General features: G+C 38.5%; 17 protein-coding genes. All 17 read left to right on the top strand.

The window, feature by feature from the left end:
* Positions 1-36 precede the first annotated feature (36 nt).
* The 17 genes from TP70_RS01895 (at position 37) to TP70_RS01815 (ending at position 16,734) form a co-directional block, all read left to right on the top strand.
* Entirely contained in the window at positions 37-1,107 is a 1,071-nt protein-coding gene (locus TP70_RS01895) for a M24 family metallopeptidase (protein WP_044358930.1), read from the top strand.
* Between the two features lie 18 nt (positions 1,108-1,125).
* Positions 1,126-1,683 (top strand): elongation factor P, encoded by a 558-nt coding sequence (gene efp, locus TP70_RS01890; RefSeq protein ID WP_044358928.1) that lies wholly within the window; start codon positions 1,126-1,128, stop codon positions 1,681-1,683.
* 148 nt (positions 1,684-1,831) lie between these two features.
* Positions 1,832-2,287 carry an acetyl-CoA carboxylase biotin carboxyl carrier protein gene (accB, locus tag TP70_RS01885; RefSeq protein WP_044358927.1) on the top strand — a complete coding sequence of 152 codons (456 nt, stop codon included), beginning with the start codon at positions 1,832-1,834 and terminating at the stop codon, positions 2,285-2,287.
* A 2-nt stretch (positions 2,288-2,289) separates the two neighbouring features.
* A complete protein-coding gene (gene accC, locus TP70_RS01880) occupies positions 2,290-3,645 on the top strand; it encodes an acetyl-CoA carboxylase biotin carboxylase subunit (RefSeq protein WP_044358926.1) in 1,356 nt (451 codons plus the stop codon).
* Positions 3,646-3,667: 22 nt separating this feature from the next.
* Positions 3,668-4,039 (top strand): Asp23/Gls24 family envelope stress response protein, encoded by a 372-nt coding sequence (locus TP70_RS01875; RefSeq protein WP_044358925.1) that lies wholly within the window; start codon positions 3,668-3,670, stop codon positions 4,037-4,039.
* Between the two features lie 23 nt (positions 4,040-4,062).
* On the top strand, positions 4,063-4,449 hold the full coding sequence (gene nusB / locus TP70_RS01870) for a transcription antitermination factor NusB (RefSeq protein ID WP_044358924.1): 387 nt from the start codon (positions 4,063-4,065) through the stop codon (positions 4,447-4,449).
* Between the two features lie 14 nt (positions 4,450-4,463).
* Entirely contained in the window at positions 4,464-5,807 is a 1,344-nt protein-coding gene (xseA, locus tag TP70_RS01865; RefSeq protein WP_044358923.1) for an exodeoxyribonuclease VII large subunit, read from the top strand.
* On the top strand, positions 5,794-6,018 hold the full coding sequence (locus tag TP70_RS01860) for an exodeoxyribonuclease VII small subunit (RefSeq protein WP_044358922.1): 225 nt from the start codon (positions 5,794-5,796) through the stop codon (positions 6,016-6,018). The genes xseA and TP70_RS01860 overlap by 14 nt, the downstream gene beginning before the upstream one ends.
* Positions 5,999-6,880: a polyprenyl synthetase family protein gene (locus TP70_RS01855; RefSeq protein WP_044358921.1), complete on the top strand. Its 882-nt coding sequence runs from the start codon at positions 5,999-6,001 to the stop codon at positions 6,878-6,880. Before TP70_RS01860 ends, TP70_RS01855 begins: the two co-directional genes overlap by 20 nt.
* Before the next feature lie 66 nt (positions 6,881-6,946).
* The gene (gene dxs / locus TP70_RS01850) at positions 6,947-8,818 is read left to right on the top strand and encodes a 1-deoxy-D-xylulose-5-phosphate synthase (protein WP_044358920.1); all 1,872 of its coding nucleotides are present in this window, start codon (positions 6,947-6,949) and stop codon (positions 8,816-8,818) included.
* A 313-nt stretch (positions 8,819-9,131) separates the two neighbouring features.
* Positions 9,132-9,584: a transcriptional regulator AhrC/ArgR gene (gene ahrC / locus TP70_RS01845; RefSeq protein WP_044358919.1), complete on the top strand. Its 453-nt coding sequence runs from the start codon at positions 9,132-9,134 to the stop codon at positions 9,582-9,584.
* Between the two features lie 13 nt (positions 9,585-9,597).
* The gene (gene recN, locus TP70_RS01840) at positions 9,598-11,280 is read left to right on the top strand and encodes a DNA repair protein RecN (RefSeq protein WP_044358918.1); all 1,683 of its coding nucleotides are present in this window, start codon (positions 9,598-9,600) and stop codon (positions 11,278-11,280) included.
* Positions 11,281-11,293: 13 nt separating this feature from the next.
* Entirely contained in the window at positions 11,294-12,193 is a 900-nt protein-coding gene (locus tag TP70_RS01835) for a phosphate acyltransferase (RefSeq protein WP_044358917.1), read from the top strand.
* A gap of 58 nt (positions 12,194-12,251) precedes the next feature.
* Positions 12,252-13,310 (top strand): butyrate kinase, encoded by a 1,059-nt coding sequence (buk, locus tag TP70_RS01830; RefSeq protein ID WP_044358916.1) that lies wholly within the window; start codon positions 12,252-12,254, stop codon positions 13,308-13,310.
* A 12-nt stretch (positions 13,311-13,322) separates the two neighbouring features.
* Entirely contained in the window at positions 13,323-14,741 is a 1,419-nt protein-coding gene (gene lpdA / locus TP70_RS01825; RefSeq protein ID WP_044358915.1) for a dihydrolipoyl dehydrogenase, read from the top strand.
* Positions 14,742-14,759: 18 nt separating this feature from the next.
* Complete coding sequence (locus tag TP70_RS01820) at positions 14,760-15,758, top strand: thiamine pyrophosphate-dependent dehydrogenase E1 component subunit alpha (RefSeq protein ID WP_044358914.1); 999 nt, start codon at positions 14,760-14,762, stop codon at positions 15,756-15,758.
* Positions 15,751-16,734, top strand: coding sequence for an alpha-ketoacid dehydrogenase subunit beta (locus tag TP70_RS01815; protein WP_044358913.1), 984 nt, complete (start codon positions 15,751-15,753; stop codon positions 16,732-16,734). Before TP70_RS01820 ends, TP70_RS01815 begins: the two co-directional genes overlap by 8 nt.
* The last annotated feature ends 4 nt before the right edge of the window (positions 16,735-16,738 follow it).

Raw genomic sequence — 16,738 nt, 5'->3', positions numbered from 1 at the left:
TATAGATAAGTACAAATATTCTAGGAGGGGATTTGGGTGAAACACCGAATTGAACAGGCAAGAGATATTTTAAAAACACAACAATTGGATGCTTTACTCGTTCTAACAGACTTCAATCGTCGCTACCTATCAGGGTTTACTGGTACAAGTGGGGCATTACTGATTAGTGCATCGGAACAATATTTGTTTACAGATTTCCGCTATGTGGAACAAGCTACGGCACAAGCTGAACTCTATGAAGTGATTCAGCAACAAGGGGATTTACACACAGCGTTACTTGATCATATCCAACAACATAACTATCAACAAATTGGTTTTGAAGGTCATATCGTTTCATACGATACGTTTGTGGCATTGAGTAAAGGGACACATACATTAAAACCAATTGGCGAAGCGATTGAACGTATTCGAATGGTTAAAGATGAAACGGAAATAGCGTATATTCAAAAAGCAGCTAATATTGTAGACGAAGCGTATGAATATATTTTAACAGTTGCCAAACCGGGTATGACAGAAAAAGAATTAAAAGCGCATCTCGAAAGTAAAATGTTGCATTTAGGCGCTGACGATACGTCATTTGATACTATTGTTGCATCCGGTCATCGTGGTGCATTACCACATGGTGTTGCCTCAGATAAAGTGATTGAATCTGGAGATATGGTGACACTTGATTTTGGTGCCTACTACAAAGGCTATGCTTCTGATATCACGCGAACGTTTGCTGTTGGCCAACCTTCTGATGAAATGATTCACATCTATGAAACCGTTCTGAAAGCGCAAAAAACAGCTGTCGCAAGCATTCAAGCAGGCATGTCTGGTAAAGAAATCGACCAAGTGGCACGGGACATTATTGCGGAAGCAGGCTATGGTGATAACTTTGGCCATTCACTTGGACATGGAATTGGCCTAGACATTCACGAATTACCGATGTTATCTCCAAAATCGTCGTATATTTTACAACCAAATCATATCGTAACGATTGAACCTGGCATCTATGTGAATGGTGTTGGTGGTGTACGCATAGAAGATGATATTTTAATTCAAGAAAATGGCTGTCAATGCTTTACTAATTCAACAAAAGACCTTATTATTTTAAAAGAAGAGTGATTCTGAGGAGGAAACTTAATGATTTCTGTAAATGATTTTAAAACAGGATTGACAATTTCAGTCGACAACGGTATTTGGAAAGTATTAGAATTCCAACACGTTAAACCAGGAAAAGGCGCTGCATTCGTAAGATCAAAATTACGTAACTTGCGTACAGGTGCCATCCAAGAAAAAACTTTCCGTGGTGGCGAAAAAGTTGAGCCAGCAATGATTGAAAATCGTCGTATGCAGTATTTATATGCAGACGGGGATACACATATCTTTATGGACAACGAAACGTTTGAACAAACTGAATTATCAACTGCATATTTAGAGCATGAATTAAAATTCTTGAAAGCAAATATGGATGTTCACATTCAATCATACGAAGGTGAAACAATTGGTGTTGAATTACCTAAAACAGTTGAACTTGAAGTAACAGAAACAGAACCTGGTATCAAAGGTGATACTGCTACTGGTGCAACAAAATCAGCAACTGTTGAAACAGGTTATTCTTTAAACGTACCATTGTTCGTTAACCAAGGAGACATTTTAGTTATCAATACTGCAGATGGTAGCTACGTATCTCGTGCATAATTATCCAACTGGGAAAGTCAAATATCTATTTGGTTTTCCCAGTTTTTTCAGCATTAGTTAACACCCGTCAATTATGACTTTGCTTGAATTGACCGGTCCCCTCAAGTAAAATGATAAGACAGAAATCATTTATGAGGGAGTAACCAATATGAATTTTAAAGAGATTAAAGAATTAATCGACATTCTTGATCAATCTAGTCTAACTGAAATAAATATTGAAAATAAAGGGTCAAAAATTACTTTAAAGAAAGAAAAAGAAGTGATTACACAACAGGCGACAGCTGCATCTGTTCAACCTGTTGCACAAGCACACGCAGCAGCACCCGTTAGTGATGTAGATACAACTGATGCACCTGCTGTATCTGATGATTTAAAAACGATCAGTGCACCTATGGTCGGTACGTTTTATAAATCACCTTCACCAGAAGAAAGTCCATATGTTAAAGTGGGCGATAAAGTCACAGCTGATTCAACAGTGTGTATTTTAGAAGCAATGAAACTGTTTAACGAAATTCAAGCTGAAGTCAGCGGCGAAATTGTAGAAGTCCTTGTTGAAGATGGACAAATGGTTGAGTATGGCCAAGCTTTATTCAAGGTGAAATAGTTATGAAGAAAGTATTAATTGCAAACCGTGGTGAGATTGCCGTACGAATTATTCGTGCGTGCCGCGAATTAGGCATCCAAACAGTAGCGATTTATTCTGAAGGCGATAAAGATGCGCTACATACTCAATTAGCTGATGAAGCGTACTGTGTTGGACCTAAGCAATCCAAAGATTCTTATTTAAACATTCCAAACATCCTATCAATTGCGACGTCGACAGGTTGTGATGGGATTCACCCTGGCTATGGCTTTTTAGCTGAAAACAGCGACTTTGCTGAACTGTGTGAAGCAGTTCAACTCAAGTTTATTGGACCAAGCTATCAATCCATCCAGAAAATGGGGATTAAAGATGTTGCAAAAGAAGAGATGAAACGTGCCAACGTTCCTGTTGTTCCAGGTAGTGAAGGGCTTGTAACGAGCATTGAGCACGCAATCGAAACGGCGAATCAAATCGGTTATCCTGTCATCATTAAAGCAACTGCTGGTGGCGGTGGTAAAGGGATTCGTATTGCACGTGATGAAGAATCTTTAATAAATGGCTACAAAATGACCCAACAAGAAGCTGAAACAGCATTTGGTAATGGGGGTCTTTATTTAGAAAAATATATTGAAAACTTCCGTCATATCGAAATTCAAATTATCGGCGATGAACATGGCAATGTGATTCATTTAGGTGAACGTGATTGTACGATTCAGCGTCGCATGCAAAAACTTGTCGAAGAAGCACCATCTCCAATATTATCAGCAGAAATGCGTAAAGAAATGGGCGACGCGGCAGTCCGTGCGGCGAAAGCAGTTGGCTATTACAATGCAGGTACGATTGAGTTTATATACGATTTGGATGATGATGCGTTCTACTTTATGGAGATGAACACGCGTATCCAAGTAGAGCATCCAGTTACTGAAGTAGTAACAGGTGTAGATTTAGTGAAACTGCAGCTTAAAGTCGCAATGGGCGAGAAACTACCGTACAAACAAGAAGACATTCAAATTAATGGGCATGCAATGGAATTTCGTATTAATGCGGAAAATCCATACAAAAACTTTATGCCATCACCTGGCGTTATTACGCAGTATTTGACACCTGGAGGCTTTGGCGTGCGTATTGATTCAGCATGTTACATGAATTATGCGATACCACCACATTATGATTCGATGGTCGCAAAGTTAATTATCCATGGGGCAACGCGTGATGAAGTGATTATGACTAGTTTGCGCGCCTTAAACGAGTTTGTCATTATGGGGATTGATACAACGGTGCCTTTTCACGTCCGTTTACTCAAACATCCTATATTCCAAAAAGGTTACTTCAATACAAAATTTTTAGAAATACATGATGTGATGAACGAAGAAAATTAATGAAATCGGAGGATCAAGCACAATGACTAAATCAATTGAGAACTATAATCCTAACTTAGGCAATGTTGAAATTGTACCTGAAGTTATTTCTGTCATTGCAAGTATTGCCGCATCTGAAGTTAAAGGTGTACGCGGTATGTTTTCAGATAAAAAGAATTCAACTTTAGAACGTTTAGGACGTAAAAATTTAAGCAAAGGCGTTAAAATTGAAACAAAAGACAATGAAATCGTCATCAATGTCTATTGTTCACTTGAGTACGGCGTGAAAATCTCTGACACAGCGTTAAAAGTGCAAGAGTCAATTCACAGCGCGATTCATACAATGACGGCTTTATCTCCTAAACAAGTCAATGTTCATATCACACATATCGACATGGGCAAACCTAAAAGCTAATATTTACAGAATGGAGCAATAACATGAGTAGAAAACAAGCGAGAAGCCAGGCTTTTCAAACTTTATTTCAATTAGAAATGAAAAATTCTGATTTAACTATTGAAGAAGCAATTAGCTTTATTAAAGATGATTATCCAGATTTAGATTTCAACTTTATTCAATGGCTTGTTTCTGGCGTTAAAGATCATGAGCCAGTTTTAGATGCAACGATCGAACCGCATTTAAATGGCTGGACAATTTCACGCTTGCTTAAGTCAGATCGTATCATTTTAAGAATGGCAACATTTGAACTTCTGCATAGTGATACGCCTGAAAAAGTCATTATTAACGAAGCAGTAGAATTAACAAAACAATTCTCTGACGATGATCATTATCGCTTTGTTAACGGGGTATTAAGCAATATTAACTAAGATAGAGTGATACTATGGAAAAATATTTAACGGTCTCAGCATTAACAAAATATATTAAATATAAGTTTGATCAAGACCCACATCTTCAGTCTGTCTTAATCAAAGGAGAGTTGTCCAACTTCAAGCGTCATAGTAGTGGGCATCTCTATTTTGCGTTGAAGGATGAAAACAGCGTCATTAATGCCATGATGTTTAAAGGGGCTGCAAATCAATTAGACTTCGATCCAAAAGAAGGGGATCAGGTCATCATTGAAGCACGTGTCTCCGTTTATGAACGTCGCGGTAGCTATCAAATTTATGTGAATAAAATGCAGCTTGATGGTGTCGGTAATCTTTATCAAAAGTTTGAGCAGTTAAAAAAACAGTTAACGAAAGAAGGCTATTTCGATGCTGCTCATAAAAAGCCAATCCCTCAGTATCCAGAAAAGATTGCGATTATCACTGCAAGTACAGGGGCTGCTATACGAGATATTTTGAATACACTTCAAAGTCGTTATCCACTCGTGGAACCAGTTAGAATCAGTACACTTGTACAAGGGACACAAGCTGCTGACGATATTGTAGCAAAGCTGAAGTACGCCGATTCATTGGGCGTTGACACGATTATTGTGGGACGTGGTGGCGGTTCTATTGAAGATTTGTGGAGCTTTAACGAAGAAGTGGTTGTCAAAGCGATTTACGATTGCCAAACTCCTGTCATATCAGCAGTTGGTCATGAAACAGATACCACATTAAGCGATTATGTGGCTGATGTGCGTGCAGCAACGCCTACGCAAGCTGCTATGATTGCGACACCTGATCAACAAGAGTTGTATCAAGTATTGAATAAAAGCCAAAACTATTTGAATCGTTTTATTGTGCAATATATGAAACATGCACGACAATCTTTAGCTCGTTTTCAAGAATATTATAAGTTTAAGCAACCAACTCTGCTTTACGAACAACATATTCAAAAACGTGACGATTTAGACCGCATGTTACACACAACGATGGAAAGTAGAATTCAATCAGAGCAGCAACGCCTTAAATTCGTTGAACAACGTTTTCGACTTCGCCATTTCTATGAAGCGATTAAACGTAATCAACTAACTGTGCAACAATCACGTGAACAGCTTGATAAACAGCTCAACCGCATTTTGACGCAAAAAAAACAATCACTCATACAACAAGTTGCATCACTCGACAATCTTAGTCCGACAAAAACGATGTTACGTGGCTACTCAATTGTTAAAAAAGATGATGACGTCGTCACGCGTAGTCAGGATTTAACGATGGGTGATTATATTGAAATTACCATGAAAGATGGCTCGGTAGATGCAATTATTGAAAAGGTAAGGTGTAACGATGACAACAGATAATCAATCATTTGAAGCAATGATGCATGAATTAGAAGAAATAGTGAAACAATTGGATAACGATACGGTGTCATTAGAAGAGTCATTAGCGCTTTATCAAAAAGGGATGACACTTTCAAAAGCATGTGAAAAAACATTAAAAGAGGCCGAGAACAAAGTATCAAAACTAATTAAAGAAGAGGCTGAGGATAGCGATGAATCAAAGTCTGAATAAGTTATTAGCCACTTTTAATGATGCACTTGATCACAGTATTGAAAAGTCGCAGCTTCATACACAACTTGAAGAGAGTATGATTTATTCTTTGAAAGCGGGTGGCAAGCGTGTTCGTCCATTGTTATTGTTAGCAACACTAGATATGTTGCAACCTAAAAGTGAAGACAAGGGACTCAATACAGCAATTGCGCTTGAAATGATACACACGTATTCATTAATTCATGATGATCTACCTGCTATGGATGATGACAACCTACGACGTGGCAAACCAACAAATCATAAAGTGTATGGTGAATGGTTAGCGATATTGGCTGGCGACGCACTCTTAACAAAGGCATTTGAATATATTAGCAACGATACAACATTATCTGCTGAAACACGTATTCAACTGGTTTCAGCGTTGAGTCTTGCTAGTGGTCATCAAGGTATGGTCGGTGGTCAAACGCTCGATATGCAAAGTGAATCGAAAGCCGTTGATCTGTCGACATTAGAACAAATTCATATGCATAAAACAGGTGCATTGATACGTTTCGCCATTGAAGCAGCAACGATTATTGCGCATGTTGATAATGACATACAAAAACAACTAATTACATTTGCAAATCATTTAGGGATTATTTTTCAAATTAAAGATGATTTGCTCGATTTATTTGGAACTACGGAAGCATTAGGTAAACAAACGGGTAGTGACGATATGAATGACAAGTCTACATACGTTACATTATTAGGGCGTGAAAAAGCAGAATCAATTTTAGCACAACACGTTGAAGAGGCTGAACAGATTTTATCAACGTTGTCTCAAACATATAACACAGAAAACCTTGATTATTTGTTAAAGCTTTTTTATCAACGTCAAAATTAAATTATCTATATCTCGGTAGATAAATGGGGTATAATCGTAAGAGATAAAGATAAAGGGTGATATAAAATGGATATACGTACGATACAGGATCCGTCATTCTTAAAGAGTCTTTCTGTTCAACAACTTGAATCACTCAGTCAGGATATACGTCAATTTTTAATAGAAACTTGCGCTGTTACAGGTGGGCATATCGGTGCCAATCTCGGTGTCGTAGAGCTTACGATTGCTTTACATAAACACTACGACAGCCCGAAAGATAAAATTATTTGGGATGTTGGCCATCAAAGCTATATCCATAAAATTTTGACTGGCCGAGCGAACCAATTTGATACATTAAGACAATATAAAGGGTTATGCGGATTCCCGAAATTAAGAGAGTCAGAACACGATGTGTGGGAAGCTGGACATAGCTCCACTTCTTTGTCTGCCGCAATGGGTATGGCAAAAGCACGTGATATATTAAATCAACATCATCAAGTCGTACCAGTTATTGGTGATGGGGCGCTAACAGGCGGTATGGCATTAGAAGCTTTAAATAATATTGGCCATGATCGTACGAATATGACGATTATTTTAAATGATAACGAGATGAGTATTGCACCGAATGTTGGTGCGATGCATAATATGCTCGGTCGCATTCGTATGAATCAAGGTTATAACCGCTTAAAAGTAGATGCTGAAACTGTGTTAAGCCGACTACCAGGGGGAAGTCGCTTGCGTGAATCAGCAGATCGAATTAAAGATAGTTTAAAATATTTAGTTGTGGACGGTGCCTTTTTTGAAGAATTAGGTATTCGCTATATTGGACCTGTTGATGGTCATAATTTTGAAGAACTGGAAAACGCATTAAAAACAGCTGATTCTATCAACAAACCAGTGTTAATTCATGTGGTTACTAAAAAAGGTAAGGGCTACCATCCTGCCGAAAACGATAAAATTGGAACTTGGCACGGTCTAGGACCATACAAGCTGGAAACAGGCGAACAAATTAAAGGACAGGCAAAAGGACCATCATGGAGCCAATTGATGTCTGATGAGATTTTATCATACGCACGTAACGACAAACGTGTTGTAGCCATCACACCAGCGATGCCAGTCGGTTCAAAATTGACGAAGTTCCAATCCGAACTGCCTGAGCAATTTTTTGATGTCGGTATTGCAGAACAACATGCTGTAACGATGGCGGCCGGCTTTGCTATAGAAGGTATGAAGCCTTACGTCGCGATTTATTCGACATTTTTGCAACGTGCCTATGACCAAGTGTTACACGACGTCGATCGACAAAACTTAAATGTTATTTTTGGTGTCGATCGTGCGGGATTAGTAGGGGCAGACGGTGAAACACATCAAGGCGTGTACGATATTGGCTTTTTAACACAGTTTCCAAATATGACTGTCATGATGCCAAAAGATGAAAATGAAGCAAAAGATATGGTCTACACTGCGATGCATTATGAACAAGGACCTATTGCTATTAGATACCCACGAGGTAATGGTCTTGGTGTAGCGATTAATGCAGAACGTCAACATTTACCAATTGGTCGTTGGGAAACATTAACGGACGGTGCTGATGTTGCGCTAATCAGTTACGGACCTACAGTAGAAACAATTGCGCAAGTTGCAGATTCATTGAAACAACAAGGTATTCATGCACATGTGATTAACGCACGCTATATTAAGCCGATGGACACTGAAATGTTGCATGAACTTGGAAAATCCAATATACCGATTGTGACGGTTGAAGAAAATATGCTCAATGGTGGTCTAGGTAGTCAAATTAGTAACTTCATCACTGACCATGCATATCGCAATACAATTAAACGTTTAGGCATTGATGATGTGTATATCGAACATGGCGATGTTGAACGTATTTTAACTGATATTGGTTTAGATGCAACGTCTATCGAACAGACAGTTGTAGCACTTTTAAACGAATAGAAATCAACGATAGAGGTTGTGACAGTGTAGAGATGTCCAACCTCTATTTTCATGAAATGATCGTGTCAAAACTATACACGATATACAATTCTATACAAAATTTGAAAAACATGCACAGATAGGGCTGTCATTTTAATAAATGTGTTATTTTTACAATACAGCCATATAAAAAGCAAGCTAAATCGCTTTTTCAATACAATTGGTATCTACTGTTTGTTTTATGTGACAGCATTCGTTGGAACTGTTTTCATTATGTTTCAGCGTTAACATATGCTAAAATCAATGTATAAATATTCGTTATGGGGTGCAAAATATGCCTAAGAAATCGGTAAGACATATAAAAATTAGAGAGATTATTTCTAATGAACAGATTGAAACGCAAGATGAACTTGTTAAAAGACTGAATCATTTCGATATGAATGTTACGCAAGCAACTGTTTCTCGTGACATAAAAGAACTACAACTCATTAAAGTACCGACACCAACAGGACAATATATCTATAGTTTGCCGAATGATAGACGCTATCATCCACTTGAAAAGTTAGGGCGCTATCTGATGGACTCATTTGTTAAAATTGACGGTGCTGAAAATTTACTTGTGCTTAAAACACTTCCAGGTAACGCACAATCGATTGGTGCAATTCTAGACCAGATTGATTGGGAAGAAGTTTTAGGAACGATTTGTGGCGACGACACGTGTTTGATTATTTGTCGTAGTACAGCAGACGCAGATGTAATTAAAACACAAATTTTCAATATGTTATAAGGATGCGATAAAGATGTTACAAAGTCTATCAATTAAACAATTTGCGATTATTGATGAACTTGAAATTCAATTTTCAGATGGTTTAACCGTATTAAGTGGTGAAACAGGTGCGGGTAAATCTATTATTATTGATGCAATCGGACAACTCATTGGCATGCGCGCATCATCTGACTTTGTACGTCATGGTGAGAAAAAAGCGATTATTGAAGGGCTTTTCGATATTGATCACGCCCAAGAAGCGATTCGCATGTTGAGCCAGTTAGGCATTGATATTAATGAAGATTTTTTAATCGTAAAACGTGAAATTTTTAATTCTGGTAAAAGCATTTGTCGTATCAATAATCAAACGGTGACGTTACACGACTTAAGACAAGTTATGCAAGAACTGCTCGACATTCACGGGCAACATGAAACACAAGCATTATTAAAACAAAAATATCATGTTACGTTACTCGACCGCTATGCGGATGGTGCTTATGATGATGCGTTAGAAACATATCGCCAAACGTATGTGCAACATCAAGAGAAATTGACTGAGTTGGCTGAATTAGAATCTGCCGATCAAGCGCTATTACAACGTTTGGACTTGATGAAGTTTCAATTTGACGAGTTAAAAGAAGCGAAATTACAAGCAGATGAAGTGGCACAACTTGAGGTGGATATTAAACGTATTCAAAATTCTGAGCAATTAAGTCTTGCGTTAAACAATGCTTACGTTACTTTAACTGACGAACATGCGATTACCGATCGTTTGCATGAATTAAGCACACAATTACAGCAAATTGATCAAATTTTGCCAAATACGTATGCGCAACTAAAAGAGCAAGTGGATCAGTTTTACTATACGCTAGAGGACGCAAAACACCAACTTTACGATGAAATGAACCAAAATGAATTTGATGAACAAATGTTAAATGAGTTGGAATCACGTATGAATTTACTGAACAACTTAAAACGTAAATATGGTAAAGACATCGCCGACTTAATTAAATATCAATCAAAATTAGAAGATGAAATCAACAAAATTGAGAACTATGAAGAAAGCACTTCGCAATTGCGTGCAGATATTGAAAAATTATCTAAGCAGTTAATTGTTGATGGACAGCAGTTATCTCAAGCGCGTCGAAAAGTAGCACGTACATTACGCGATCACATCGTACAAGAAATACAAAATTTACAAATGAAAGACGCCAATTTAGAAATTTCATTTAAACCCTATGAGAAACCACAAAAAGATGGGATTGAGCATATTGAATTTTTAATCAGTCCGAACAAAGGTGAGCCACTGAAAAGTTTAAACAAAATTGCAAGTGGTGGAGAACTTTCACGTATTATGTTGGCATTAAAAAGCATTTTTGTCCGTTCACGTGGACAAACGGCAATTTTATTTGATGAAGTGGATTCTGGCGTCTCAGGTCAAGCTGCACAAAAAATGGCAGAAAAGATGAAACAAATTGCAAATGTTATCCAAGTCATTTGTATTTCACACTTACCACAAGTTGCATCTATGTCAGACCACCATCTTTATATTTCCAAGCGAGAAAAAGATGACCGCACAACGACAGCTGTCAAAGAATTAACTGGCGACGCACGTGTTGAAGAAGTGGCACGTATGATTTCCGGTGCAACTGTTACTGAATTAACGAAGCAAAGTGCCAAAGAAATGATTGAACAAAATCAAGCATTTAATGCATAAGGTGGGATTAGTTATGTCATTCGATCAATTGTTAACGCAAGACACATCACATCATGCACGCATTGCTGTAGTCAACGCACATAATGAAGCAACCATTCGCGTTGTCATTCGTGTGCTTGAAACAACTTCTGCAACATTTACCTTTTATAATCATCAAGATGTTTCGGAATTGATACGTTCATTTGATTTAGCACCTCAATTACTAACACGAATTACGATGCACACTTATGAAACGGAAGAAGCAACACTTGAACAGTGTTTAAACGATTTAAATAATCATCAGGCCGATATTTTGATGAAAGGGCATATTTCAACCGCTAAAATTTTGTCTGCCGTGTTAAGACACCATAGTGCACAGGGGCAACATTTTTTAAACCATGTCGCTGTGTGTGATATTCCTGCATATCATAAGCCGTTGTTTATTTCAGATGTTGCTTTAAATATTCAACCAACGAAAGCAGACATGACTTCAATGATTGGCAATATTACAACGTTTGCTGCAGAACTTGGTTACGCACAGTTGAAAGTGGCATTGCTATCTTCAACTGAAACGCCGAATCCCAAACTCGCATCTTCTGTACAAGCGGCTGAACTTAAAGAAGATTTTAAAGCTCATAGTCATAAAGTGAATGTTAAAGTAGACGGGCCGTTGGCATTAGACAATATCATTGATAAAAAGAGTGCGATTCAAAAAGGCATTCAGTCTGAAGTTGCTGGTGATGCAGACGTCATTATCGTGCCGCATTTAGATGTCGGCAACGCACTCTATAAGTCACTCACTTATTTTGGACGTGCGCGTGTTGCAAGCGTCGTGTTAGGTGCAAATTTTCCAATCGTCTTAACATCAAGAGCAGACGCCATGTCAAACAAAATCAACTCTGTTTTACTGGCAATGAAAATTCTTGTAAATTAATTTTCAAAGACGTATACTTAACCAATCGAGATGTAAACTATTAAAAGTAGGTGAGACGATGACAAAGATTTTAGTGCTTAATTTAGGAAGTACATCTAGTAAAATTGCTGTTTATCATGACAATGTTTGTACTTTTGAAGTCAATTTAATGCACGACATGTCACTGACAGCACAGTCGTTATCTGAACAAGCACCACTGCGTCAAAGTCTCATCGAACAAACACTCGAAGCGCAACAAATTCAACTCACTACAATAGATGCAATTGCTTGTCGTGGTGGCTTATTGAAGCCAATCATTGGTGGCACATACTTCGTTAATGATGACATGTATGCGGACTTAGCAAGCGGTCACTATGGTCTACATGCCTCGAATTTAAGTGGTATGATTGGTTACCAATTGAGTAAAGCATATGATATACCGGTGTATACAACGGATCCTGTTGTGGTCGATGAACTACTAGACGAAGTGCGTTATACAGGTATTCCAAATGTTGCACGGAAAAGTATTTTTCATGCACTCAATCATAAGGCGGTAGCGAGGCGCTATGCACAAGATATGCATCAAACTTATGAAAACGTCAATGTGATTGTTGTCCACATGGGTGGCGGCATTAGTATTGCAGCACACCGTCAAGGCCGAGTGGTAGATGTCAATGAAGCATTGTATGGTGAAGGTCCTATGGCGCTCACACGTGCGGGTAGCGTGCCGAATGATTTGTTATTACAATTTGCACAACAGCACAATTATTCTATTGCAGAAATGAAAGATCATTTATCACGTCATACTGGTATTAAAGCTTATACTGGCACAACAGATTTTAAAGAAATCATGTCACAATATGAAACAAACCCTACCATTACACAATTAATTGATGCATTGGTCATTCAAATTGCGAAAACAATTGCTGCACGTGCGGCCGTTTTACAAGGACAGGTTGATCAAATTCTTTTCACGGGTGGGTTAAGTTATAGTGATTTATTTGTTACGCACATCAAAGAATATGTTGAATGGATTGCACCAATACGCGTATATGCCGGCGAATACGAAATGGTAACACTTGCCGAGCAAGCCTATCATGCGTATCATCGTAAAATTCCAGTTCATACATATTGTTAGGGGAGACTGATTATGACACAAGAGAAATACGATTTAGTCGTTCTAGGCGGTGGCATTAGTGGCTACTCAGCTGCGATTCGCGCCGCACAACTCGGAAAAAAAGTTGCAATTGTAGAAAAAGCCGAACTCGGTGGTACTTGTCTACATAAAGGTTGCATTCCAACGAAATCCTTCTTAAAATCAGCTGATACCTATCAACTAATTCAACATGCCGACGCTTACGGCATTTCTACTTCAACACCTTCTTTCAATTTTTCAAAAGTACAAGAACGTAAACAACGCATTGTAGATACGATGCATAATGGGTTACAAATGCTTATTAAACAAAAGAAGATAGATGTATTTAACGGAACAGGTCGCTTGTTAGGACCTTCTATTTTTTCTCCACAAAGTGGCACGGTTTCAGTTACATATGATAATGGTGAATCAGAGCTGCTTACAAATGATTACGTTTTAATTGCGACGGGCTCATCACCTGCTACACTACCGTTTTTACAAATTGACCATCAACGCGTAGTTACAAGCGATGACCTTTTAGCGATGTCAACATTGCCAGACAGCATTACGATTATCGGTGCGGGTGTGATAGGGTTAGAGTTTGCATCCTTCTTCAGCCAAGTAGGTGTGGATGTGCATGTGATTGAAGCAGCTGAAAACATTCGCATAAATAACAGTGACGCAGTAAGCCAACAATTACTGAAGTCATTGTCTGCACGTGGTGTAACATTCCATACAGGTATTGCACTGAATGATGATAACATTTCAGTGTCAGACACAAATGTTACTTTCGACTTAGACACAACGATTACAACTGATATGGCACTTGTTGCTATTGGACGTCGGCCAAATATTTCGGATCTAGGTTTGTCCAATACAGAAGTCGTTGTAACAGCGCAACAAACGATTGAAGTCAATGAATTTATGCAAACAAAGGCACCACATATTTACGCATCAGGTGATGTAATTGGTCATTTACAATTGGCACATGTTGGTGCGAAAGAAGGTGTCATTGCCGTTGAACATATGTTCCAACACAACCCAATCGCAATAGACTATAACATGATGCCAAAATGTATTTATACGACTCCGGAAGTTGCAGCAATCGGTCTTTCAGCTGAAACGGCTAAAGCACAAGGATACGATGTTAAAACTGTAAAAGCAGCTTTCCAAATGAATGGTAAAGCGATGATTATGTCACCACATACACCAGAAGGTTTTGCGGAACTCGTTATAGATCAAGCAAACGGCACAATTATCGGTGCAAACTTAATTGGACAAAATGTCACGGAACAAATTAATGAATTAAGCGTGCTTCAATTTTTAAATGGTTCTGCACTAGAATTAGGAATGGCAACGCATGCGCATCCATCTATGTCTGAACTTTTAATGGAACTTGGTTTGAAATATGAAAATCAAGCAATTCATCTATAACATTAGGAGGGATATACGATGATTAATTATGAAAGTGCACAACTAGATACAGAAGATTTAAAAGCAATATATAAAGGCATGGACTTAGGTAGAAAAATCGATGAACGTATGTGGCTATTAAATAGAGCGGGGAAAATCCCATTTGTTATTAGCTGTCAAGGTCAAGAAGCGACACAAGTCGGTGCGGCGTATGCTTTAGAAAAAGGCGACGTCACAGCACCGTATTATCGTGACTTAGCACTTGTCACTTATTTAGGGATGACACCTTTAGAAACGATGTATTCCGTTTTTGGCAAACGTGAGGATATTAGTTCGGGTGGTAAGCAAATGCCTTCACATTTTAGTAAAAAAGAAATTGGCATTATGTCACAAGGGTCATCGGTAGCGACACAGTTGTTACATGCGATTGGTGCTGCACTTACTTTTAAAATGGATGGCACACAGCAAGTGGCATTGTCAACACTTGGAGAAGGTAGTTCAAACCAAGGTGACTTCCATGAAGGACTCAACTTCGTAGGTGTTCATAAACTACCATTTATTTGTATTATCGAAAACAATCAATACGCTATTTCTGTATCGAAAGACTTACAATACGGTGCAGAACGCCTATCTGATCGTGCAAAAGGATACGGCATGCATGGCGTCACAGTCGATGGCAATGATCCTATCGCGGTATACCAAGCGGTGAAAGAAGCGCGTACCCGTGCATTAAATGGAGAAGGTGGCACATTGATTGAAGCGATGTGTACACGTTTAACAGCGCATTCATCAGACGACGATGATCGCTATCGTAGTGCGGATGTTAAATCGGCAGACAAAGCGAATGATTGCAATAAGCTATTTAAAGATTATTTACTCGAACACAATATCATTGATGACGCATGGCTTGATGAAGTGGAACAAGCACACAAAGCAATTGTTAATGATGCAACGAAACAAGCAGAAGCCGCACCGTATCCTGATGTGCGCGAAACATATACGCACGTTTATGAAGAAGGAGGTCCTTTTAATGCCTAAAATCTCATATTTAGAAGCGATTAAAGATGCATTAAATATCGCGTTAGAACAAGATCCACAAACGTTTATTCTCGGAGAAGATGTCGGGCAAAAAGGGGGCGTCTTTGGCGTCACAGCTGGCTTGCAAGAAAAATACGGTAAGTATCGCGTGTTAGATACACCGCTTGCCGAATCAAATATCGTTGGTTCAGCGATTGGTGCAGCGATGATGGGTAAACGTCCGATTGCAGAAATTCAATTTGCAGAATATATTTTACCTGCAACAAATCAAATTATGAGTGAAGCAGCCAAAATGCGCTATCGTTCCAACAATGATTGGCAAGTGCCATTAACAATTCGTGCACCATTTGGCGGTGGCATTCACGGTGCGTTGTATCACTCTCAAAGTATTGAAAGTGTCTTTGCTTCAACACCGGGCTTAACAGTCGTTATTCCATCGAATCCATACGATGCGAAAGGCTTGCTATTAAGTGCCATTGCTTCAAATGACCCTGTTTTATATTTTGAGCATAAAAAAGCCTATCGTTTATTAAAAGAGGATGTGCCAGAAGGTTATTACACAGTTCCTTTAGGCAAAGCAGATGTTAAACGTGCAGGGACAGATATTACAGTATTTAGCTATGGACTCGCTGTGAACTACTGTATTCAAGCAGCAGACTTATTACAAGAAGAAGGCATTAGTGTGGAGGTTGTTGATTTACGTACTGTTTATCCTTTAGATAAAGAAACAATTATCGACCGTGCCAAACAAACAGGTAAATGTTTGCTCGTCACAGAAGATAATAAGGAAGGTAGCGTCATGTCGGAAGTGGCAGCGATTATTGCAGAAAACTGTCTGTTCGATTTAGATGCACCGGTCATGCGTTTTACAGGACCTGATGTGCCTGCCATGCCTTTCTCACCACCATTAGAAGATGAATTTATGATTAATCCTGAAAAAATAAAAACAAAAATGCGTGAACTTGCTGAATTTTAAGGGG

The sequence above is a fragment of the Staphylococcus microti genome (assembly GCF_000934465.1).
Taxonomy (GTDB): domain Bacteria; phylum Bacillota; class Bacilli; order Staphylococcales; family Staphylococcaceae; genus Staphylococcus; species Staphylococcus microti.
The sequence above is the reverse complement of the archived record's forward strand: the minus strand, read 5'-3'. Positions and strand labels throughout refer to the sequence as shown.